Origin of the sequence: Dyadobacter sp. 32 (assembly GCF_902506755.1) — a bacterium.
Classification (GTDB): Bacteria; Bacteroidota; Bacteroidia; order Cytophagales; family Spirosomataceae; genus Dyadobacter.
Genome location: NZ_LR735258.1, coordinates 993872 through 1016572, shown reverse-complemented (window position 1 = coordinate 1016572; position 22701 = coordinate 993872). Strand labels below are relative to the sequence as shown.

Sequence of the window (22701 nt, the reverse complement as noted above, 5' to 3'; positions counted from 1 at the left end):
TCCATATCTCTGAAAAAGCCTTGCGAAAATTATAATCATATGAAAACAAACTTGTCCATTACAGAAGCAATGACAGCGGCAAATGAAGCACTGGGTCCACAGCTAAAAGGAAGGATAAATCATTCTGTTTGTAAATGGTGTTACTCGAAAATTCCTCTGGAAGATTTTGCAAAAGAGTGCCAGAAAATCGGATTAAAATCAATTGAACTGTTAGGGCCAGCTGAGTGGCCGATTTTAAAAAAATATGGACTGACCTGCGCTTTACCAAATGGCGCGGGAATGGGAATTGAAAAAGGTTTCAATGATCTGGCACTGCATGACGAGCTTGTCAAAAGTTATGAAGATCTTTTTCCAAAACTGAAGGAAGCAGGATTAACATCCGTTATCTGCTTTTCAGGAAATCGGCGTGGTATGTCGGATATTGATGGGATGCGAAACTGTGCAATTGGATTGAAACGACTGATGCCGTCAGCTGAAAAGTATAATGTAACATTGATCATGGAATTATTGAACAGCAAGGTTAACCACAAAGACTACATGTGTGACCGCACGGAATGGGGTGCCGGCCTATGTGAGATGGTGGGTTCCGAAAAATTCAAGCTACTGTATGACATCTACCACATGCAGATCATGGAAGGCGACGTGATTGCAAATATTAGAAAGTATCACAAATACATCGGCCATTATCATACAGGTGGTGTTCCGGGAAGAAATGAAATTGATGACACCCAGGAACTATACTATCCGGCGATCATGAAAGCAATTGTAGAAACTGGTTTTAAAGGATTTGTGGCTCAGGAGTTTATACCCAAGCGAACTGACGCAATTGCATCTCTTGCACAAGGTGTGCAGATTTGTGACGTTTAATTCATAGTGCAGCTTTAGAAAGAAACCATTGCACTAACTGCAGTGGTTTTTTCATTTACGACGATATTTGATGAGAAAATCAAAAACGAAACCCAAAAAGAAAACGGCTCATTTCACAACCAAACATCCTCAAAATAAGCAGGTTATTATTAAAATCAATGCTTTCCCTTGCGCTCACATTTGAATGAAATAAATCACCCGCACTACATACCGTTCTGCACAAATCTCAGGCGCATATCAGCGTTCATTATCCACCCCCCAACACTCAGATGACTGTTGTATAATTTATATTATGTTAAATAGACTTTTCAATCATAAAGAAGGGGAATGTTTCCATTCCCCTTCTTTATGATTGTCGATCCAAATACTATTCTTCGATACAAGTAATTGATTTACCAGCGAATTCCTCTAATACTTTATCAACCACTGCAAGGTTATCCTTGGCTTCTGCCAAATCCTTTGCCTGGATAGCCCTTTCAAAATAAGGTTTGGATTTTTTGAAACGTCCGCAAACGCGGCCTTCGACTTCCTTACCGCGTTGTTGGTATTCACTGAGGGTCATGTTATCCACTTCACCTTTCATGATTACGGCTTCATTGAAATACCAAACGCCCAAATTATAAAGGCCATCCGCATTGGTGGGTTCAACCTCCAATACTTTTTTGTAATAAGCTTCTGCCTCCTGAGCTGATTTCGTTTTCTTCTCTTTCAGTTCAGCGAACTCTTTTTCCAATGCAGCTACGTCATTACCCTTGGCAGATTCTTGAGATGCCTTGATGTCGCCGTCCAATTTGGCCACAGCAGCTTTCGCCTCATCTCTTCGTGTGGTGTTTTCTGTCAACTGTCTTTTGAGATCAGCATTTTTTGGTTGCTTTTTAATCAAGGCTCCCAAGCGCTTGATCTCTCCTTCAATAGCTTCCAGCTTACCTTTTTCGCTGTCAAGTTCTTTCGTCAGACTCGCTACTTTTGTGGTACCCGCACCCAGCTTGGTGTTCACTTCTTTGATTCTGTCAACCGTTTTTCTGTTAATATTATCATACAAAACGGCAAGGTTCAATAAGTTAGCAGAATTTTTCGGATCCTCTTTAACCATCGCTTCCAGCTGCGTAATTGCCTCGGGTTCACGGCCACCCACTAGCATGATGTTAACGATCTCCGATTTAAGATCCTTATTACCAGGTGAACGTTCAAGCCCCTTGTTCAGAGTAGCCAGCGCCTTTTCGAAATTATTTTCGGTACGGTAAACCTGTGCAAGTCCATAAAATACACTAGGATCTTTTCCTCCGTTCGCTGCATACATTTCCCAAAGTGACTTAGCTTCTTCTTTATTATCTATTTGATTGGCAGTAACACCTCCATACAACGCAACGGTTGTATCCTTAGGGTTAATTTCCAACGCAGTCTTGAACAATTGCAATGCTGAAGGCAGATTCTTTACCTGATACTGTTCTGTTCCCTGTTTAAAAATGGAATGAAACAGCATGGTTCCCTCTTCCCCTTTCAGCGCCTTTTGTGCTTCCTTGGCAGATTTACCAGGCTCCCCTTTCTTAGTAAGATCCAATTCGACTACTTTTTTGTAGGCAGCCAAAGCCGTTTTAGAAGCAACTGAATCCAGCTGGGACGCCTTCAATGCAATATCTTCATAAGTTTTCGCGCGATCAACCCAGTAGGCTGCTTTGACATTACTTTTCGCATCACTTATGCTATTGTCACTTTTTTCTTTGTCCTTACGGAGCTGATCCACCATTGCCTTTTCCAAGGCATCCTGCCCGAAAGCAGAAAGGCTCATCAGGCCAATAGCGGAAGCTAAAACAATTCTTTTCATAAATTTCAACTTTTGCTGTGATTGATAGTTCTTAACCGTAAATATAGATTTAATATTGGATTTATTTCAAAAATCATGCCTCATCCTCTTCTGAGTCGTCGCCCTCCTCTTCCTCGGAATCCTCTTCAATTTCATCCTCGCCTGCAAGTTCCTCCTGCTCATCCGAACCAACGATTTCAACATCAGATGAACCCTGAATAACCTCAGCGGCCCTGACAATCAGGTTACCTTCTTCATCATATTCATCCGCTTCCTTTTCATCCGGGTCTTTCAGAATGCGAGTCACCGACGTTATTTCATCCGAATTATTTAATCTGATCAGCTTGACACCCTGCGTATTACGTCCGGCAAGTCGAATATCCAACACACTCATCCTGATCGCTATACCATTGCGGGTAATGATCATGAGATCGTCCTGCTCGGTAACTTCCCGAATCGCCACCAGCTTTCCTACTTTATCGGTTGCGTTCATTGTTGAAACACCCTTCCCGCCACGTTTGGTAATACGGTAGCTATCAATGTCTGAACGCTTACCAAAACCATTTTCAGAAACAACAAGCAACTGAGCATCTTCGCGACTGATACAAACCATGCCAATTACCTTATTGCCTTCGTCATTGAGATTGATACCCCGTACACCTGCTGCAGTCCGACCCATCGGTCTCACCCCTTTTTCATTGAAGCGAACCGCACGCCCGGCACTTGATGCAATGACTATGTCGTTGTCGCCATTGGTTAGGGCAACATCGAGTAACCTGTCGCCCTCATGAATGGAGATGGCAATGATCCCATTTGTTCGTGGACGCGAATAGGCCTCGAGCAAAGTCTTTTTGATCGTGCCTTGCTGCGTACACATGATCAGATAATTGTTATTGATGTAGTCATCATCCGATAATGTGCGTACATTGATCACAGAACGAATAGAGTCCCCATTTTCAAGACTGATCAAATTCTGAATCGGTCTTCCTTTTGAGGTCTTGCTTCCTTCGGGAACTTCGTACACCTTCATCCAGAAAAGCTTACCGTACTCTGTAAAAATTAAGAGATAGTTGAGCATTGTTGCCGAAAACAAATGCTCGGTGAAGTCGGTATCTTTTGTTTTGACACCACGAGAGCCTACTCCTCCCCTAGTTTGTGTACGATATTCCGCTAGAGGTGTTCTTTTGATATAACCTTCATGAGAAATGGTAATCAACATTTCATCATCCGGAATCATATCTTCATCACTGAACTCTTCTGCCGAAAACTCAATCTGCGTCCTGCGTTCATCGCCGTAGCGATCCCTGATCTCCCCAAGTTCGGTTTTGATAATCTCAAATTTACGATACTCATTGGCCAGTATGTCTTTCAAGTCTGTGATCAAAAGCATGATCTCTTCATACTCTTTCACAATTTTATCTCTTTCCAGACCTGTCAAACGCTGCAAGCGCATTTCCAGAATTGCCTTTGCCTGAATCTCACTCAGAGCGAACTGCTCGATCAATCCGATTTTAGCAGCCTCAGGATCCCTCGAATTACGAATCAAAGAAATCACCGCATCCAGATTATCCAGCGCAATGAGCAAGCCCTCAAGAATATGGGCACGCTTTTCAGCTTCACGGAGTTCGTATTCTGTCCGCCGTGTAATCACCACAAGGCGGTGATCCACATAGTGCTTGATGAGGTCTTTGAGATTCAAAGTTACCGGACGTCCTTTCACCAATGCCACATTGTTTACTCCAAATGAGGACTGAAGTGGTGTGTACTTGTACAAGTGGTTCAGAACAATATTGGGGATTGCATCTTTTTTCAGATCAAAAACAATACGCATCCCATCCCTATCCGACTCATCCCGAATGTCGGAGATACCGTCCAGTTTTTTGTCATTGATAAGCCCCGCGATCCTTTCGATCATGGCGGCCTTGTTGGTCATGTAAGGAATTTCCGTAATGATGATCTGCTCCCTACCCGTTTTTGAAACTTCAAACTTAGCTTTAGACCGAATGATGATGCTGCCACGTCCTGTTTCAAAAGCCGAACGCACGCCATTGTATCCATAAATAATGCCACCGGTTGGAAAATCGGGGGCCTTCACATGTTCCATTAATTGTGGAATGGTGATTTCATTGTCATCAATATAGGCCAATACCCCATCGATCACCTCTGTGAGATTATGAGGGGCCATGTTGGTAGCCATACCTACCGCAATACCTGATGAACCGTTAACCAACAGATTGGGGAACTTGGCTGGTAAAACCGACGGTTCAGACAATGAATCATCAAAGTTTGGCTGGAAATCGACTGTATCCTTTCCAAGATCATTTAACAATTCATCAGCCAACCGTTTCAGCCGAGCTTCTGTGTAACGCATCGCAGCGGGATTATCACCATCCACGGAACCAAAGTTACCTTGCCCATCTACCAGCGGATATCTGAGCGACCATGGCTGCGCCATACGGACCATCGTATTGTAAACGGAGGAATCACCGTGCGGGTGATACTTTCCTAACACCTCCCCTACTATACGTGCTGACTTTTTATGAGACCTGTTGTAATTGACGCCCAAGTCGGACATTCCATAAAGTACGCGCCGGTGCACCGGTTTCAAACCATCGCGAACGTCGGGCAAAGCGCGGGAAATAATGACGGACATTGAGTAATCAATGTATGCACCACGCATTTCATCCTCAATATTAATGGGGATAATGTTTTCACCAGAAGATTCTGCCATAAAGAATTAGAAAAGAATCGAAAAAATTAAGTGAGAAATCGAGTTAATACAACAACTCACATGATTAATACAATAAAATGAGTTACAAAAAGTCAAATTTCGCTATTTTAAAGCACTCTAACAAACTAAAGGCAAACCATATTAACGCTGGATTTGATTATTCACCCAATCCAGAGAGGCTGTGAATTTTACGCCAAAGAAAGTTAATCAGCCAACAACATTAAATTACAGCTCCTAACCGCTTATTAATCAAAGTGCACATAACAAAATCTCAAAAACATGCCGTTAGCCCTTACCTTTTTAGCCATCCTGTTCCTGGTTTTATTAATTGCCTGGCTAAAAATTGATACGTTCATTTCATTTCTTTTGGTGTCTATTGCGCTTGGCCTTGCCAGTGGTTTGGATGTGGCCACACTAAGCAAAGCCATTCAGAAGGGTGTCGGAGGAACACTGGGCGATCTTGTACTGATCGTTGGGTTTGGTGCCATGCTTGGCAAGATGGTCGCGGACAGCGGAGCAGCCCAACGAATAACCGATGCGCTAATCGGTATATTTGGTAAAAAATACATTCAATGGGGCATGGCGCTCGCTGGCTTTGTCATTGGCATCCCCCTTTTTTACAATGCAGGATTTGTGATCGTCATACCGCTGATTTTTATGATCAGCGCCACCGCCAGGTTGCCTTTACTCTACATTGGTGTTCCCATGCTGTCTGCACTATCGGTAGCCCATGGATATCTGCCCCCACACCCCTCTCCAGCTGCGATTGCCAGCCAACTGAACGCTGATATAGGAAAAACATTACTCTATGGAATTCTGGTTTCTTTGCCGGCCATAGCGGTGGCCGGACCACTTTTCGGAAGTACTTTAAAACGTTTTCAGCCAAAACCAGATCCCGATCTGTTTGACGTCACCCCTCGCCCTACCTCCGAACTTCCGGGCTTAGGTATAAGCATTATTACAGCACTGCTTCCTGTTCTTCTGTTGACGGCTATGTCTGGCATAAAAGGCATTTATCCCGATAACAAAATCATTGGTCTTTTGGCTGAACCCTATTTTGGGATGCTGGTGGCCGTCCTATTTGCTGCTTATACGCTTGGCCTCAGGCGCGGTATGAACATGAAAACAATTAGCAAATCCATGGAAGAGGCCTTCAAAGGGGTTTCGGTCATTTTGTTGATTATAGCCGGGGCCGGCGTATTCAAAGAAATTATGACCGCGAGCGGGGTTAGCACTTACATTGCCGAAGGCCTTGTAGGTGTGGACATCTCCCCCATTTTGTTGAGTTGGGGAATTGCTGCCATTATCCGGGTTTGTGTGGGATCGGCCACTGTGGCAGGCCTCACTACGGTTGGTATCCTATCTCCGCTACTGATTCACTCTCCAATCAAACCTGAACTTATCGTTTTATCCATCGGTTCCGGTAGCCTCATGTTCTCGCATCTCAATGACGGTGGCTTTTGGCTCTTCAAAGAATATTTCAATCTGACGATCAAAGAGACACTTTTAACCTGGTCGATCATGGAAACAATTGTCTCCATTATGGGGTTGCTGGGGGTTTTAGTACTAAATTTGTTCCTTTAATATTGATTATATCAAACACAGAAACAGACAATCACTCAATTACCCATCATGGAAAATACCCCAGAAAACAATTTTGCTCAGCTTGGGCTGACCCTCCCCCCCGCCCCCAAACCAGTTGGCGTATATAAACCCCTTTTGATTGTAGATAAAAGGTGGGTATATGTTTCAGGACATGGAACAGTTCAGGAAGACGGAACATTAATAAAGGGTAGAATTGGCAAAGACCTGGATGCAGAACAGGGAAAGCTAGCTGCCCGTCAGGTTGGTTTGGCTATCCTTGCCACCCTCAAAGCAAATTTGGGCAGCCTCAACCGCGTCAAGAGGGTTATCAAAGTACTTGGCATGGTCAATTGCACAACCGAATTTGAAAAGCATCCATTTATCATAAACGGCTGCAGTGAATTATTTGCAAAAGTGTGGGGTGAAGAAAATGGGATAGGTGTGCGCAGTGCCGTGGGAATGGGTACCCTGCCCGACAACATCCCGGTGGAAATTGAAGCTATGTTTGAGCTTGAAGAAAAATGACGAATTAAATCCAATAACCCGCTTGGATTATTGGCCCATTTGTCATTTCCGTTTTTTCAATTCTAATTTTCAAATCATTCATGTGGTACCAACTCAACGATACAGCACGGGTTATTTCGCCCTCGCTGCTGTTCTACAAAGAGCGTATTGAAAGTAACATCCAGCGCATGCTTTACATAGCTGGAGGTCCTGAGCGGCTCGTTCCGCATATAAAAACGCATAAAACAGCTGAAATCGTGGGTATGCAGATTCAACAGGGAATCAGCAAATTCAAATGTGCCACAATTGCAGAAGCCGAAATGCTGGCCGATGCTGGCGCAAAATGGATTCTGATTGCATATCAGCTTGTTGGCCCTAATATCCCAAGGTTATTTGCGCTTACTCAGAAGTATCCCGACGTGGCGTTCCATTCACTGGTTGACACGGAGCTTACAGCGGATGTGCTTAACGCCTTGTCGGCAGATAAACAACTCGTCTCAAAAGTTTTTATCGATGTCAACAATGGTATGAATCGGACAGGTCATACCCCGGACGCTTCTGTTTTGTCCTTGTACCGTCACCTCTCCACGCTTTCGAACCTAATAACAACCGGACTGCACATCTACGACGGCCATATTCGTAATGCAGAGTTTTCCGAGCGGAAAATGGAAACCGATGATGCCTATGAAAGTGTAAGTCCACTGATTGATCTGCTGCGAAATGATCTAGGACACGATCCAGTCATTATAGCCGGCGGCTCTCCTACTTTTAACGTGCATACCCTACGGGAACACGTGTTGCTTAGCCCGGGCACCAGCGTACTGTGGGATTGCGGGTATGGAGAGCGTTTCGACGACCAGCCCTTCCAATATGCTGCACTGATACTCACGAGGGTTATTTCAAAACCATCTATGGGAATAGTCACGATTGACCTGGGTCATAAGGCCATCGCAGCGGAGAATCCTATTGAAAATCGGTTTCGAATTTTAAACCTCAACAATTACACAGTCAAAGGTCAGAGTGAAGAGCACGGTGTTTTAGAATTACCTGTGGAGGCATGGGAAAAAATTTCCATTGGAGACGTGCTGTACGCAGTTCCCTATCACGTGTGCCCCACCGTGGCGTTGCATGATTATGCATCGGTCATAGAACAAGGTGAAGTGACCGAAGAATGGAAAATCGTTGCGAGGAGTCGTCGACTAACCATCTAATCAAATTCCCACAGCTTCAAAAGGAACCACCACTTTTGCCTTTACATGAACATATTAAAATGACCCATTATGTTTTTATTTGATGCCCATCTCGACCTTTCCATGAATGCTCTGGAGTGGAATCGGGATCTTACTCAGGAACTAAACACCATTAGGGAAAGAGAAAAAAACATGACCGACAAACCAGACCGCGGTTTAGGAGTGGTGAGTTTCCCGGAAATGCGCAGAGCCAATATTGGCATGTGCGTTGGAACTCAGATTGCCCGATTCGTGAAACCTGACAGCCTGATTCCAGGGTGGAATTCACAAGCACAGGCCTGGGCGCAAACGCAGGGCCAAATAGCGTGGTACAATGCAATGGAAGAAGCCGGAGAAATCGTACAGATACGCGACTTCCCTGCACTCAAAAAGCATCTGGCACTCTGGCAGAATGCGGAGTCAACAGAAAACTTGCCCATCGGATACATACTTAGCCTGGAAGGTGCCGACTCGCTCATTAGCCTCAAAAACCTGGAAATCGCTTACAACTATGGACTTCGCGCCGTGGGTCCTGCACATTACGGACCCGGGGTATATGCCTATGGCACCGATGCCGATCAGCCGCTGTCACAAAAAGGCAAAGATCTTTTGAAGGCCATGGATGCCTTAAATATCATTCTGGATGCTACCCACTTATGCGACACAGCATTTTGGGAAGCGATGGAGATCTATACGGGACCCGTGTGGGCAAGCCACAATCTGACCCGTACAATTGTACCGCACAATCGTCAGTTTTCCGACGAAATGATCATGGAATTAGTTGGTAGAAAGGCCGTTATCGGAATGGCTTTCGATGCCTGGATGATGGTGCCCGGATGGATCAGAGGTAAATCTACTCCACAAAGTACTGGTGTAAAAATAGAACACATTGTCCAGCATATCGACCATATATGTCAGTTGGCAGGCAATACTAACCATGTGGGTATAGGCTCCGATCTGGATGGTGCGTACGGTAAAGAACAAAGTCCCGGCGATCTTGAATCTATTGCAGACCTACAGACTATCCCTGGACTACTCAGGAAACGGGGATACGCTGAGAAAGATATTGAACAGATCATGTGGAGCAACTGGGTAGACTTTCTGGAAAGAGCCTGGAGTTAACAGAACTAAAATTCACCGGATCTCGCCAAAGCGGATCGAGCACTCAGCTGATCCGCTTTGGCGAAAGTCCAGTCCGCGGACGCATTAATAAAATTCTTCTGAACCCCCTCTCCCACCCACATCATTTAACAATCGCATAATATCTCTGTCGCGAAATATTTACACCTTTGATAAGTGATAGCAACGTGGCATACCCAAGTCGCACCGACAACAATTTGAATACGATTACTATTTGGAATAAATATAAATAATAACTACATTTGAAACGCTGCCGCTAGCTGTACTATGTAAAGCCGTTAATTAACATCTACCATTCTCAACTATGGCCCTAATATATCAGATATCCTTCCGGACAAGACTAAGAAATAGTGTTGCCATACAAAAGCTCCACGATTGCCTGAAAAAACTGGACGTAAAGCACTGGACTTATGACTTCCAGGAACTTCTGCTTACGCTCCGCTCCGAACTTCCTGATTTCAAGCGGATACAAACAGCCCTGCAGCTTGCCGGGTATAAATGTGATTTTATAAAGCTAGAAAACCTTCAAAAAAGTACCTTCTAAGACTACGCTTGCATATATCCCTTTACCGGTGCTTTGCAAAATCCTTTAATAAAAGGGCATCGAAGGTTACTTCAATGATTGGCCCTCCACCCGAAGCATTGTCAATTTTCAATTTACCTGCAATACGCTTGTCCGTTTGTGCCGAAAATGTGATTGCTTCCAATGGTGCCGTTCCGGAATACTGAACCAGTTGACCGTCGAGGCTAACCCAGAACAATATTCGATCCGCCGCATCAAGATCCACCTGCATACCTTCGATGTATTGATCTACACAATTCATTACGCCGCATGATTTTATTCGACCATCCATACTGGCATTTGTAAAAATGAGCCGTCTGATCTTTTTGTTTGGATCGAACGAGTCCGGACCGGTTACAAAATGTGCAAATTTGAGTTCTACATGGTACGTTTTCTTATTTCCTTTGTAGGTCAACATACCCTTTGCATTGTCCTTTTGCAGCGTGAATGCAACAATTGCAAACATAAAAACGAGTTGGATTCCTTTGATATAAATCCGTGAAACGCGCTGGGTATTGAGGAGATTTTCCATGTACTGCTTGTTTAGGTTGATCATAATTAAAAATTAAACAAAAAATAAAGTCGACGAAACCATTCCGCCCATTTCACGTACACCCATACAAACCGAATGACCACTACAGCGTCACCCAAAGGAGTTACTGAAATGCTTAATGACTTACAAACGCCGAACAAAAAGCTCCCTGCTGCGAGCCAACTACCTCTTGATTGATTCCACGTTTTCCTTAACGACACGGATGGCTATTGGATCCATAATCTTTAAGTGCCGCCTTGCGAGAGCACGGGTGAGGGGAACTTTGGTTTCCTTATCGTCAGAATCAAATTCCAGTACCACCATGTTACGACCAAATCGATTCTGGCCTTCTTCCAAAAAATGGTTAGCATGACCCGTGAATGGCGCATTCACTGCACCTATCAATGGAGAAATTAGCTGCCAACTTTTCTTTTCTACGTTTGGTTTCTGCAAACTATTTTTGATCAATATAATTTTAATTCTATCTTTTGAAACCTTCTGGTTGTCTATAAGATAAGTAGCCACATCAAAGGCGGTAGCTAAGCCATAATTCTCAAAATATCCTCCATCTACAAACTGATGATTTGATTTCTCTCCGATAGTCGACGCAGCACTCAAAAACGGAAACAGCTCCGACAAGTTTACCGCCTCACGATAAGTAATATCTTCATGGATAATACGCGGAGAAAAAATAGTATCCTGCAACGGCAAAATGGCATTGGGAAAAATAGAGTCATTTCCAACGATGAAGGGCGACAAAACGGTTCGTTGTCCTGAATTAATCTCAAAAGTATTTACGAAATGAACCGGAATAGTGTCCACATGATCCGCAAAAAAACCCTTAAACGAGTCGTGCCGGCTAATGTCAATTCCAGGACGAAAGGTGTTTGTCGCGTATCCATCGCTTTTTTCACCCGCTAATGCAGCATTCATGGCATAATCATATTCTTCTCTGATCCTCACGTTCCGGTCACGATACAAAACCGCTGAATCTTTATTATTGATCAGAGAACCTATTTCCCTTATCCAACCACCGAATAACCCTTCGAATGCATCCCCAAGCAACAGGCCGTATACTGCGCTGGAATTGTAATTTTGTTCGTAAATGTGATTCAAAAATTGAGAATAGCTTTTACTGTTCCGCCCTTTAACGTGGTGATACACCCCTACCGAACCACCCGAAACCGTACTGTATAAGAGCGAACGTTGCCAAAAATCCGGAATTTTCCTTTCAAGTTCCTGCAAGATTTTAGCTGTAAAATAGCCCGCCCGACTACCTCCACCCATGGCACACACCAGGTATATATTGTTATTTCGCGTTGAATCAAGCTGATCGATGATTGATATTCTTCGTTCTAGCGCAGCCTCCAGAAACCCATACTTATTCAATTTCGGATCAATTTCCAGTGAGTCACTTTCACTGGCCGAGCTACTGGTATATTCCCGAAGTGGCACTACAAACTGCCCTCTCGGAGAAATTACAGAAGCCACAAGAAAAAGCAAAATCCCCATAAAGCCGGTAATCTTAATACCAATTTTTTCACTGGAAGCAAGGTTTCTACATAAGTCCAGGTATACGATCAGCAGCGCAAAGACAATCAATAAAACATATATGGTATTGGTTGTTGTGAGCGAGGGGACAACAAAAAAATAAGCATTTATAAACAATAACAAAAATAACACCGTGTAATAAAAGTGCCTGCTATGCCTGATATTGTCGGCCGATGTCATAGCAGTTACCATAGCAATCACTTCCTTGCGCGTCAGTTTGGTGTCATTGGTAAAAAAAAGGAGTTTAAAAATGAAAGCACTGCTTACCAACACAAAAACGGAAACGTAAATATGAACCAGGGCATCTGCCGCAAACCAATTAATCAAACCTGCCACAACCAGGATAAAAATCAATTCAACTATTAGTATTTTGATCAAAATGATGAGGTACCGGTTGCCCCCCAAATATTTATCGCCCCATCGCACCAAGATCTCCGAGGCGCTATTCAAAAACCTGGATACCAAATGTATGTGAAGAATTTTGAACTCTATCAGCAGAAATACGGCTACTCCCGCAAGGGAGAATACAGGCAAATACCAGAGGGGAACTTCAACTGGCTCGTTCCGGAATAAGAAAGCTCCCGCAATCACATAATAGGGAGTTATGGCAAGAATGGACAGAAACTTTGTTCCCATATAAAACCGAACGGCGTCACTCTTGGCCCTATAAAATCGCTTTGGAGAAAAAAGAAAAAATGGAATAATCCAGATCGCCAAAGTCATCAGCAAGAGACAACCGAACAACCACCACAATGACCAGAACTTTGAACTAAATCCATTGTTAAGAAGATGGTCAACATAATGTATGACTATGTCGCTACCCACGTCGACGTTAAATAAGATAAACCAAAGCACAACCACCATCAACACACTATACCAATTGAGCCTGATTACCCGCCAGATAGTAAAAAAAACATCTCCTCTCGAAAAAGATGGCATGGCACTGTACCGCTGAATCAGCGAACTCATCCAATGGTAAGCAATCGAAAGTTCATGACGGAACCAGTATAAAAGCAAACCGGCCCCTACAACAGTAAAAATGAGCGGAAGTTGGCTAACGTTAATCAAGTTGGGAGGATTTAGGGTAAGACAAACATCTTCGACACGAAAAACGCCACGAATGAACCACTCCCTAAAAATAACAAATTCAATTATTTGAAAGTCAAAATCTTAGCTCTATTTATTATTCGGCAACTTTGAATTGTCAACAATGCGAATAGCGGTATCCATTCGGGCCATACACATGAAACCAACAGCCCTCCACCCTGTTTTAAACCTCTGTTTTAAATCGGGCTTAACGTCCTCGACAGCTCGAACCTTCACGATGCTTTTACCCATTTCACGCCAAAGAAGTGGGTCAGTTGGTACGCTTTAAAATATTGATCTGAGGCTCGTTAAATAATTTTCAACCGCTCTTCTTCCAGATCCAACTGATACAGCTGCTGTCTGATTACCTCTTCATCGATCTTCGGATTTTGGTTAAGCACTGCCAGGTACTGTCTCTGTATATCCAGTATTTCGATGAAAATTGCTTTGGTACTGTTACTCATAAGGTCCTCGTCATTGACTTTTGAACGCTCCTCCCACTTCCTCATAAACTGCTGTATTCCTGCGTGCGGGCTGGCTTCATCGGTGTACTTCGTCCGTACATATTCATATACATGCTGTTTTAGACCAAGCTTCATCTCCTTTTTCGTTGCTGCTTCCGAATCTTCATTTATAAAGTCACCAAAGATACGCCACCGGGTAATGATATACGGCAAGGTTAGCCCCTGAACCACCAGTGTAAGCAGTATGGCCACGAAGGTAATAAACAATATCAGACTACGCTGTGGAAATGCAGCACCACTGTCGAGCGTTACCGGGATAGCCAATGCGGCTGCCAGTGATACCACACCCCGCATTCCTGTCCATCCCAACATCAGGGGTAAAAGTACAAACCTCCTTTTGCCGCTAACCTTTGGTGCCACGCTAGGCCGGAAAATGCGGGTAGCCAGCATTGAAGCATAGGCACTGATCATCCTGGCAGCAATCAGAACAAGAGTTACCAAGACACCATACCCAATGGCAGTTCCCAACGGAATACCTTGTGAGCGGATTCCTGCAACAATTTCCGGAAGTTCCAACCCGATGATCAGAAACACAACGCCGTTTAGTATGAACACAAAACTTTCCCAAACACTATATCCTCTCACCCGACTGGCACTGTCTAAAAATACAAGACGCCTCGCCGACATATAAAGTCCTCCGGCAACAACGGCAAGTACACCAGATGCATGCAGCTGCTCGGCAATCCAATACATAAGGTAGGGCTCAATCAGCGTCAGCGCGATGTCCGAAGACGCATCGGTTGGCAGTCTTTTGTGAGCTTCAACAAACAACCAGGCCACCAAAAAACCAATAGCAGCACCTCCTATAACCATCCACAAAAAACTAAGTGCAGCATCCTGCCACACAAACTGGCCTGTACCTACGGCTACCAAAGCAAATTGAAAAATAATCAAAGATGAGGCGTCATTAAGCAAGCTTTCTCCTTCCAGAATTGCCGAGGTGGATTTAGGTATTTTTACAAATTTGGTAATGGCGCCTGTACTGACCGCATCGGGTGGCGATACGATACCGCCCAACAAAAACCCCAAGGCTATTGTAAATCCTGGAATGTACTCATGTGCTACAATAGCGACCGAAAGGGCTGTAAAGAATACCACCAGAAAGGCAAAGCTGGTAATCATGCGCCACCATTTTTTCATTTCTTTGAATGAAACTGTCCAGCAGGCTTGAAAAAGCAGCGGTGGCAGGAATATAAAAAAAATGAGGCCAGGATCTACCTTTACTACCGGAAGGCCCGGGATAAAACCGATAACCAATCCGCCAATAACAAGCAGGATGGGATAAGCAATTTTAAGCTTAACAGCCCACATATTCAGTATCACAATAATGGCAACCATGGCCAACATAAATGGCAAAATAGTATGCATTAAAATTACCTAAGCGTTTAAATTTGATCCTATATTTATTTTGAAAATGGCTTTGATGAAAACTGCTACCGGCATACATAGAACGACAGGACTCCTGAATCAACGTGTTGTTCAAAAGGCTAACAATGATCACCCTGTTTTCTATGTAAATACCGAAGTAACAATAGGCAAAATAGTTTCATATTTCCTCATCAATCTCCAATCCTGGTCACGGATTCTGCCAGAAACATGATTTTATTCGATAAATTTTCTGAGATTCCTTTCGGTACAGGACAAGACTGGCCAGTTAACAGCCAAACACAATGCTTTCCTGTATGGTTACAGGGTACAGTTCATTTCTTTGGCTGAGACTGCTCATAAGTTGGGCCATAAAGTCCTGGAACCTTATTTCCCGATGCTCTCAAATGTGCTACCAACTCCCCGCGATGATGATAAAGATGATTAAACAAAAATCCCCGAACAACCTGAATTTTTGGCATTGGGCCCAAAAATACCTGATTTCCTGCACCCATTGACCAAAAATTCATATAGGTCCCTTCGTCAGAGTGTTCCAAAACAGATTTTGCCGCAGACACGTTTTCTTCGAATTTGGCCACAATGTTAGCTGCCTTGCTTATATCTCCCTTATCATATCTGTACACACCCATGTCCAAATAATCACGGTTAAATGTACCCTCATACCAATTGTAAACCTCTGCAACATGTGACGCCAACTGTCCGATGGACCACAAATGCGGTTGCGGACGATAGCCCAGGGCGGTGTCCGGAATGGCGTTTAAAAGTTTCCTTGTATTTTCAGCCTCGTGCAAAAACTCACCGATTAACGCTTGCTTGATCATGTTGTTGAATTTTAGTTGATGATAAATATTGTAAGTATGTTACTCCTGTTGTTTCTGTATAGCTATATAGCCTTCATTTTATTGCCTCGTGCTTCATGGGTAACCTCCGCCATACCCAACGCATCCAAAAGAGGTGGATATACATCCCAAACCTTCCGCTAAACCCCTTTTTCAAACCATACCAGCCACCAACCGGATTACCCTCAGAACGTCCCCACGCCTCCACAGTTCCCTCTTTTGCTGCTTTCTGTTCATCTGCACTCCCTAGTTCAACCCAGTCTCCATGCTGCTTTAACATCAGGTACAGATCATCAATGCAGTTTATATGGTAATGCAGAATTGTTTTTCCGACCGTACAAACCAAGATATCATTTCCATTCTTTTCTTCCACATGCATCGTGTATTGGCTGGAAAGCGGAGGGGTTGTCAATTGGAGCGGACTTTCTTTTGTCCCGAAATTATATTTCATATTTCCTAACCGGTAAGATTGATCCCACAATAATAAAAAATTTCTTCCACATCATAAACATAGGTGGTCTCTCCATGGGAGCATGGATATAACCGTTAAAATAAACAAATGAACCATCAGCCAAACCAATAAAGGACTCAGGTTCAACCGTCTCCAAAAAACGAAAATTTCCTGATGCGGAAAAACAATTGGACAGATGTATCTTGCGTCCGGTTTAACAATTTGAAAAGCAAAATCTGAGATAAACAGGTGTTGTTTCTAAGCCAAAAAACTGATGCGAACTGCGGATACCTCCTTTAAAATAGAAAAAATTGACAGGATAATCGACAATAATTTCGACCAACCTGAATTCGGAATAGATAACATTTGCAGAGAGTTGGGCGTTAGCCGGTCACAACTTTACCGGCAGGTGAAGGAGTACACGCAGTTATCCATCTCTCTGTACATCCGTAAAAGAAAGATGATCAAGGCGGCAGAGCTGCTGAGATCTTCTCCGATGAAAACATCAGAGATTTCCTACCTGCTCGGCATCGACAGCCCGCAAAGCTTCAGCAAATACTTCGCACAGGAATTTGGGGCATCACCAACAGCATACCGCAGACAGCGTGATGAAGAGTCAGCCAATACGCCAGAAGAAAAGGCAACAATCGTGACCTTCATTGCTCCGCCGGATAACCCTCCTCCGGACAATACTCCATCCGAAGACATATCGCCCCGAAAGCGAACCGCGGGCGTTTCCCGCCAAATACGGCTGAGCGCTTTGTTCCTGCTTCTGCTTTTGATGGCATCCTGCGTCGCTTTCTGGATGCAGACGCAGGAAGTAACACCTTCAGCAGAACCGGATACTGCCCTTTTTGAAAACTCCATCGCCGTGATGCCTTTCAAAAACCTGGGACCGGAAAAAACCGATTACTTGTGTGTTGGTGTGCGCGACCAAATCCATGGCTCCCTTGCCCTGATAGATAAGCTCAAGGTTATTTCCACTTCTTCCACCGACCGCTATAAAAACACCCATACCCCCGTCGACTCTATTGCCAGGGAGCTTGGGGTGAATTACCTGCTAGAGGGTTCTGTCCTTGTTGTGGATCAACAGCTAAGGATCAGGGTGGAACTGGTTAGCGCCGTCGACCATAGTACCGTATGGACCAATTCCTACGACGGTCAAATGCCTGCTGTTTTTGATTTGCTTAATCAGGTAGCGAAAGAAGTAAGCCTGGAACTTAACCAGAAGCTCAGTGATAATTTTGAACGTCAGAAAAATAAAAAAACAACCCACAGTCTGATTGCCTACAATGAATACCTGAAGGGACGCCAACTGATACTAACCCGAAAAAAAGAACAGTTACTGGCCAGTGTGGTGCATCTGAAACGGGCAGTACAGGCCGACCCCAGGTTTAGCGATGCTTTTGCGCAGCTGAGCGTTGCCTACCACCTGATGGCAGAAAACGGAGTCATCCCACGCGATTCCAGTGTAAAACTGGGTGAGCAATATGCCTTAACAGCCATCAGACTGGATCCGAATTGCGGGATGGCTTTTGCGGCTCTGGCCAACCTCTACCGCGAGCAGCAAAAATGGGATCAGGCCGAAGCTGCATACAGGATAGCCCTGAGGCATCAGCCCAACGATGCCATGATCAATTACTGGTTTAGCTTACTATTGCGGATTAAAGGCAACGTGGACGAGGCCATGCGATACAGTATGAAAGCCACTGCTCTTGATCCCTTACATCCGGTCATTCATGCAGGCAACGTGCTCAATTGTCTGTACGCAAACCAAACAGAGCTTGCACAAAAATGTATCGACGACGGAAAAGATCTTTTTAACGAAACTTTTGCCTACCACCTGGCCTGTACGACTTTCTACACAGCCAGACACGATTACAAAAGAGCTCTGCTTCATGCCCATGAGACCGAACGCCTGAATCCTGGCGTGAGGATGGGGACCCAGATTGTTTTTCTGAAAGCGCGAGACGGCCGAACCGATGAAGTACTTACTTATTTGAAAGCGCTACCTGAAACGCCTGAAAACGATGCCGCACGAGCCGTCATATATTCGGGACTGAACGATAAAGAAAAAAGCATCCACTATTTGCTGAAAGCAACCAGCCATGGCCGGATTCTCGGCGACATCAAAGTTTCCCCTGTTTTTGAGATCATGCGGGACGATCCCCGGTATCTGGCCACCTTGAAAAAATTCGGGCTGTAACAGGTACGAAATGCGCCTGGATTCTGCTTCTTCTGACCCTTTTTGACCAAATAGCATAACTCTGCAACAATAATCCAAGGTTTTGGTCAGATAAGCAACATCCCAAAAAGGCATCGCAAGTACATTTGTAAGTTAATCATTGCGAATAATACCATCTCCTTGACCGATACAAAAGGTATCGCATTCCTCTTTTTTTATCATGACAAAAAATTCTATCCGCGCTGTGTACGCGTCTCCGCTAATTGTGGTAAGGCTGCTTCTGTTCTTCTCTTTGCTAGCCTGCGCTGGCCACCTCTCCGCCGCCATTCGATATGTAAGAGCAACCCCAACCGGAAGTGGCGACGGTAGCAACTGGGACAATGCAAGTAATAACCTGCAGGCCATGATCACGGCTTCCACCATCGGTGATGAGGTGTGGGTAGCAAAAGGCACTTACCAGCGAGCCAACAGTGGTGAGTATTTCAGAATGAAAAATAACGTGAAGATCTATGGCGGCTTTAAGGGGGATGAAACAAGTGTTGCCCAGCGGGATCTGATCAATACGGCGCATGCCAGCATTTTGCAGGGTAATGGCACCCACGTGGTGTACAATAACAGTGGCATTGAGGCGTCTGCTTTACTGGATGGCTTTACCATTACGGGCGGTTCCGGAGATTTTGGTGGCGGGATCCGTAATTTGAGCGCTTCGCCTACCATAAAAAACTGCCTCATCACCAACAATGCGGTCAATTATCATGGGGCCGGAATGTACAACGCTTCTTCATATCCCATTTTGATCAACTGTAAGGTCACCGGCAACCGAGCTACTTCTTTGGGCGGGGGCGTTTACAATACTGACTCAGCCCCCAAGTACACCAACTGCTCTTTCAGTGAGAATACCGCTGTTAACGGCGGAGGCATATTTAATACCGTCAACTCAACCGCCACACTTACCAACTGCACCCTCACAGGCAATACAGCCTCTAACGGTACCGGAGGTATATCCAACAATAGTTCAACACTTACTCTACGTAATAGTATCGTTTACGGAAACAGCAGTGGGATCAACGCTGGTGATATCAGCTGCAGTCTTGTACAGGGCATGACCAGTACCGACAATGGCAACATTTCCGGTGATACCGACCCGCTTTTTGTAGATGCTGCCAACGGCAACCATCGCCTGCAAGCCTGTAGTCCGGTTATTAACAGGGGAAGCAATACTTACTACGCCAATGGGCAAAACCCCGATTTATCATCGATTACGACCGACATGGAAGGGGAAGCCCGCTTTTATAACAATGGAATCGTAGATATGGGGGCTTATGAGTATCGGGGAGTAAGCCCGACCACCAGTACAATACACGTAGATGCATCTGTGGCTACTCCCGGAAACGGCGAGAGCTGGGCTACGGCCATTTCCTCCCTGGCAGAAGCCATCCGGGTTGCCCATGAATCCTGTGTTTCTATCGATAAAATTCTGGTCGCAGAAGGCACTTACTATCCGGAGTATAAGGCGGGAAGCGGACCAAGTGAACGCCATAAAGCTTTCACCATCACCCGCAAAGGCCTGGAACTACTGGGCGGATACCCATCGGGTGGCAATGGCACCCGCGACCCAGACTTGCATCCCACGATCATGAGCGGGGATCTGGGCACGCCAGGTGATAACTCCGACAACGCCTATCATGTACTGATCACCGTTGGTGGTGAACTCGATGAAAGCCTGCAAGTAGATGGTTTTACGGTGAGAGATGGAAATGCAGACGGTGGAAATGGAGATTTTATATCTGTAAACGGCTTTAATTTTATTAGTAACGCCCGATGCGGAGGGTGGTACAATGTATACGGAAGTCCCCGGTTGAACGGGATGAGGATCACAAACAACCGTTCGAATAACATTGGTGGAGGAGTATTAAACGAGGGAGGGAATCCAATCGTAACCAACACCTTGATCAGCGAAAATTCTGCAAATCAAGGCGGTGGATGGTATAACTTTTACGGGAACCCTTCCATGAAAAATATTGTGATCCGCGGGAATCATTCCTCTCTGGATGGCGGTGGATGGTACAATGGTGGAGGAGATCCCTCGGTAGAAAATTCTCTCTTCACTGGAAATAGCACTGGGCTCACATCAGCAGTCTGGTTTGGGCGTAATGGAAACTCCTCCCTGGTTAACTGTACAGTCGCTGGTAACACTGGCAACGCCATCATGCATTGCTATCAAGGCAAGATTAATTTCCGCAACAGCATCATACAGGACCCCAACGACCGTGATTTATCTTACAACTTACGAGATATTTCTTTCGCCCACAGTATTGTAAAAGGCAGCGGTGGCAGCGCCAACTGGAATAACGCAATAGGTACGAATAGCGGCGAAAACCTGGACATCGATCCGCTTTTTGTAGATGCTGCGAACGGCAACTATCGCCTGCAAGCATGTAGCCCGGTTATTAACAAAGGAAGCAACAGTCACTATTCCTACGGGCGAGATCGCGATCCTAACTTATTCAATACCGCTACTGACCTGGATGGGAACGCACGTTTTTACAATAAAGGGACAGTAGACATGGGTGCCTATGAATTTTCAGGCCAGCCATCTGAGCTGGCTGCGGATAGGGATGAGGTTTCAGCAATGATCGAGAGAGACATTTTCCTAAGGGCGAATGGTTCAGATTGTAAGCTGATCGCCTACCTTACCCCCAAGGGAGCTTCAGCCGTTTCCGGACAAGTGAAAGCCAAATTATGGGTAGAAACTACGCAGCCAGGAAACTTTGTAAAACGCCACTACCAGATAACCCCCACCAACGGCGCTGAAACGGCGACGGCCAAAGTGACACTCTACTTTACCCAGCAGGAATTCACGGATTTCAATGCAGCGAATTCCACCAAACTGCCGATCAACGCGACGGATATGGAAAACTACAAAACGAACCTGCGCATTGAGAAACGGTCTGGCGAAAGCGACGATGACTCGGGCTTGCCGGGCTCCTACGCTGGTGATGCAGAAACCATCAATCCGCTGGATCCTGCTGTAAACGGAAGCATCGTCTGGAATGCCTGGGCCAGTCGTTGGGAAGTGAGTTTTGACGTGACGGGTTTCAGTGGATTTTTTGTAAAAACCATCGACAGCCCTCTTCCGCTGAATTTACTGAGTTTTACCGGAACAAAAGAAAAAGGTGCTAACCTGCTCAACTGGAAAACAGCCAACGAAGTGAATACGTTGAATTTCGAGGTGCAAAGCAGTACGGATGCAAAGAATTTCACCAAAATCGGAACAGTGAATGCCAGTGGCAGCGGCAATCACCAGTACAGCTACCAAGATGCGACACTGTACCATGGCAACGTTTACTACCGGTTGAAGATGAATGATCGCGATGGTTCTTTCGCTTACAGTAAAATCATTTCACTGGCTAATCGTGAAGTAGGTCCGGCGATGGTCTACCCTAATCCGGCAAAGGAATCAATTACCCTCACCGTTCCACCAACACTATTCCAGAGTACTGCCGCCTTGTACGATGTAACAGGAAGGCTACTTCAGAGTATAATCATCACCACAAACACGCAGCAGGTCTCCATCAAATTGTTACGCAGCGGCGTGTATATTTTAAAGTTAGCGGATGGCACGGCGCAGCGATTTGTCAAGGAATAATGACGCAGAAAGAGAGCTGGATAATTCATTCCTTTATTCCAGAAGACGATCATATACAGTCATGCAAAACTTCTCCA

At 44.9% G+C, this 22701-nt stretch carries 14 protein-coding genes and 1 pseudogene; 8 read left to right on the top strand and 7 right to left on the bottom strand.

Annotated elements, in window-relative coordinates:
* The first annotated feature begins 39 nt into the window (after positions 1 to 39).
* Positions 40 to 867 carry a TIM barrel protein gene (locus DYADSP32_RS04040; RefSeq protein ID WP_149243926.1) on the top strand — a complete coding sequence of 276 codons (828 nt, stop codon included), beginning with the start codon at positions 40 to 42 and terminating at the stop codon, positions 865 to 867.
* A gap of 367 nt (positions 868 to 1234) precedes the next feature.
* Here DYADSP32_RS04040 and DYADSP32_RS04035 read toward each other — a convergent pair whose 3' ends face one another.
* Complete coding sequence (locus DYADSP32_RS04035) at positions 1235 to 2692, bottom strand: tetratricopeptide repeat protein (protein WP_149243927.1); 1458 nt, start codon at positions 2690 to 2692, stop codon at positions 1235 to 1237.
* 73 nt (positions 2693 to 2765) lie between these two features.
* Positions 2766 to 5402 carry a DNA gyrase subunit A gene (gyrA, locus tag DYADSP32_RS04030; RefSeq protein ID WP_149243928.1) on the bottom strand — a complete coding sequence of 879 codons (2637 nt, stop codon included), beginning with the start codon at positions 5400 to 5402 and terminating at the stop codon, positions 2766 to 2768.
* 279 nt (positions 5403 to 5681) lie between these two features.
* Here gyrA and DYADSP32_RS04025 point away from each other — a divergent pair, with 279 nt between their 5' ends.
* The 5 genes from DYADSP32_RS04025 (at position 5682) to DYADSP32_RS04005 (ending at position 10403) form a co-directional block, all read left to right on the top strand.
* Complete coding sequence (locus DYADSP32_RS04025; protein WP_149243929.1) at positions 5682 to 6986, top strand: gluconate:H+ symporter; 1305 nt, start codon at positions 5682 to 5684, stop codon at positions 6984 to 6986.
* Between the two features lie 48 nt (positions 6987 to 7034).
* Positions 7035 to 7511, top strand: coding sequence for a RidA family protein (locus DYADSP32_RS04020; RefSeq protein ID WP_149243930.1), 477 nt, complete (start codon positions 7035 to 7037; stop codon positions 7509 to 7511).
* Between the two features lie 80 nt (positions 7512 to 7591).
* Positions 7592 to 8701 (top strand): D-TA family PLP-dependent enzyme, encoded by a 1110-nt coding sequence (locus DYADSP32_RS04015; protein WP_149243931.1) that lies wholly within the window; start codon positions 7592 to 7594, stop codon positions 8699 to 8701.
* A 69-nt stretch (positions 8702 to 8770) separates the two neighbouring features.
* Complete coding sequence (locus tag DYADSP32_RS04010; protein WP_149243932.1) at positions 8771 to 9841, top strand: membrane dipeptidase; 1071 nt, start codon at positions 8771 to 8773, stop codon at positions 9839 to 9841.
* 322 nt (positions 9842 to 10163) lie between these two features.
* Positions 10164 to 10403 (top strand): hypothetical protein, encoded by a 240-nt coding sequence (locus tag DYADSP32_RS04005; RefSeq protein WP_149243933.1) that lies wholly within the window; start codon positions 10164 to 10166, stop codon positions 10401 to 10403.
* A gap of 22 nt (positions 10404 to 10425) precedes the next feature.
* On the opposite strand, the gene DYADSP32_RS04000 is transcribed toward DYADSP32_RS04005, so the two are convergent.
* The 5 genes and pseudogenes from DYADSP32_RS04000 to DYADSP32_RS03980 form a co-directional block, all read right to left on the bottom strand.
* Positions 10426 to 10953: a hypothetical protein gene (locus DYADSP32_RS04000; protein ID WP_149243934.1), complete on the bottom strand. Its 528-nt coding sequence runs from the start codon at positions 10951 to 10953 to the stop codon at positions 10426 to 10428.
* A 183-nt stretch (positions 10954 to 11136) separates the two neighbouring features.
* Positions 11137 to 13572, bottom strand: a complete 2436-nt coding sequence (locus DYADSP32_RS03995; protein ID WP_149243935.1) for a hypothetical protein — start codon at positions 13570 to 13572, stop codon at positions 11137 to 11139.
* Between the two features lie 326 nt (positions 13573 to 13898).
* A complete protein-coding gene (locus tag DYADSP32_RS03990; protein ID WP_149243936.1) occupies positions 13899 to 15482 on the bottom strand; it encodes a Na+/H+ antiporter in 1584 nt (527 codons plus the stop codon).
* Positions 15483 to 15814: 332 nt separating this feature from the next.
* Positions 15815 to 16321, bottom strand: coding sequence for a DinB family protein (locus DYADSP32_RS03985; protein WP_149243937.1), 507 nt, complete (start codon positions 16319 to 16321; stop codon positions 15815 to 15817).
* A 62-nt stretch (positions 16322 to 16383) separates the two neighbouring features.
* Positions 16384 to 16718 (bottom strand): annotated as a pseudogene (locus DYADSP32_RS03980) (DUF6855 family protein).
* Positions 16719 to 17064: 346 nt separating this feature from the next.
* On the opposite strand from DYADSP32_RS03980, the gene DYADSP32_RS03975 reads away from it, so the two are divergent.
* Positions 17065 to 18996 (top strand): helix-turn-helix domain-containing protein, encoded by a 1932-nt coding sequence (locus tag DYADSP32_RS03975; RefSeq protein WP_149243938.1) that lies wholly within the window; start codon positions 17065 to 17067, stop codon positions 18994 to 18996.
* A gap of 199 nt (positions 18997 to 19195) precedes the next feature.
* Positions 19196 to 22624, top strand: coding sequence for a choice-of-anchor Q domain-containing protein (locus tag DYADSP32_RS03970; RefSeq protein ID WP_149243939.1), 3429 nt, complete (start codon positions 19196 to 19198; stop codon positions 22622 to 22624).
* The last annotated feature ends 77 nt before the right edge of the window (positions 22625 to 22701 follow it).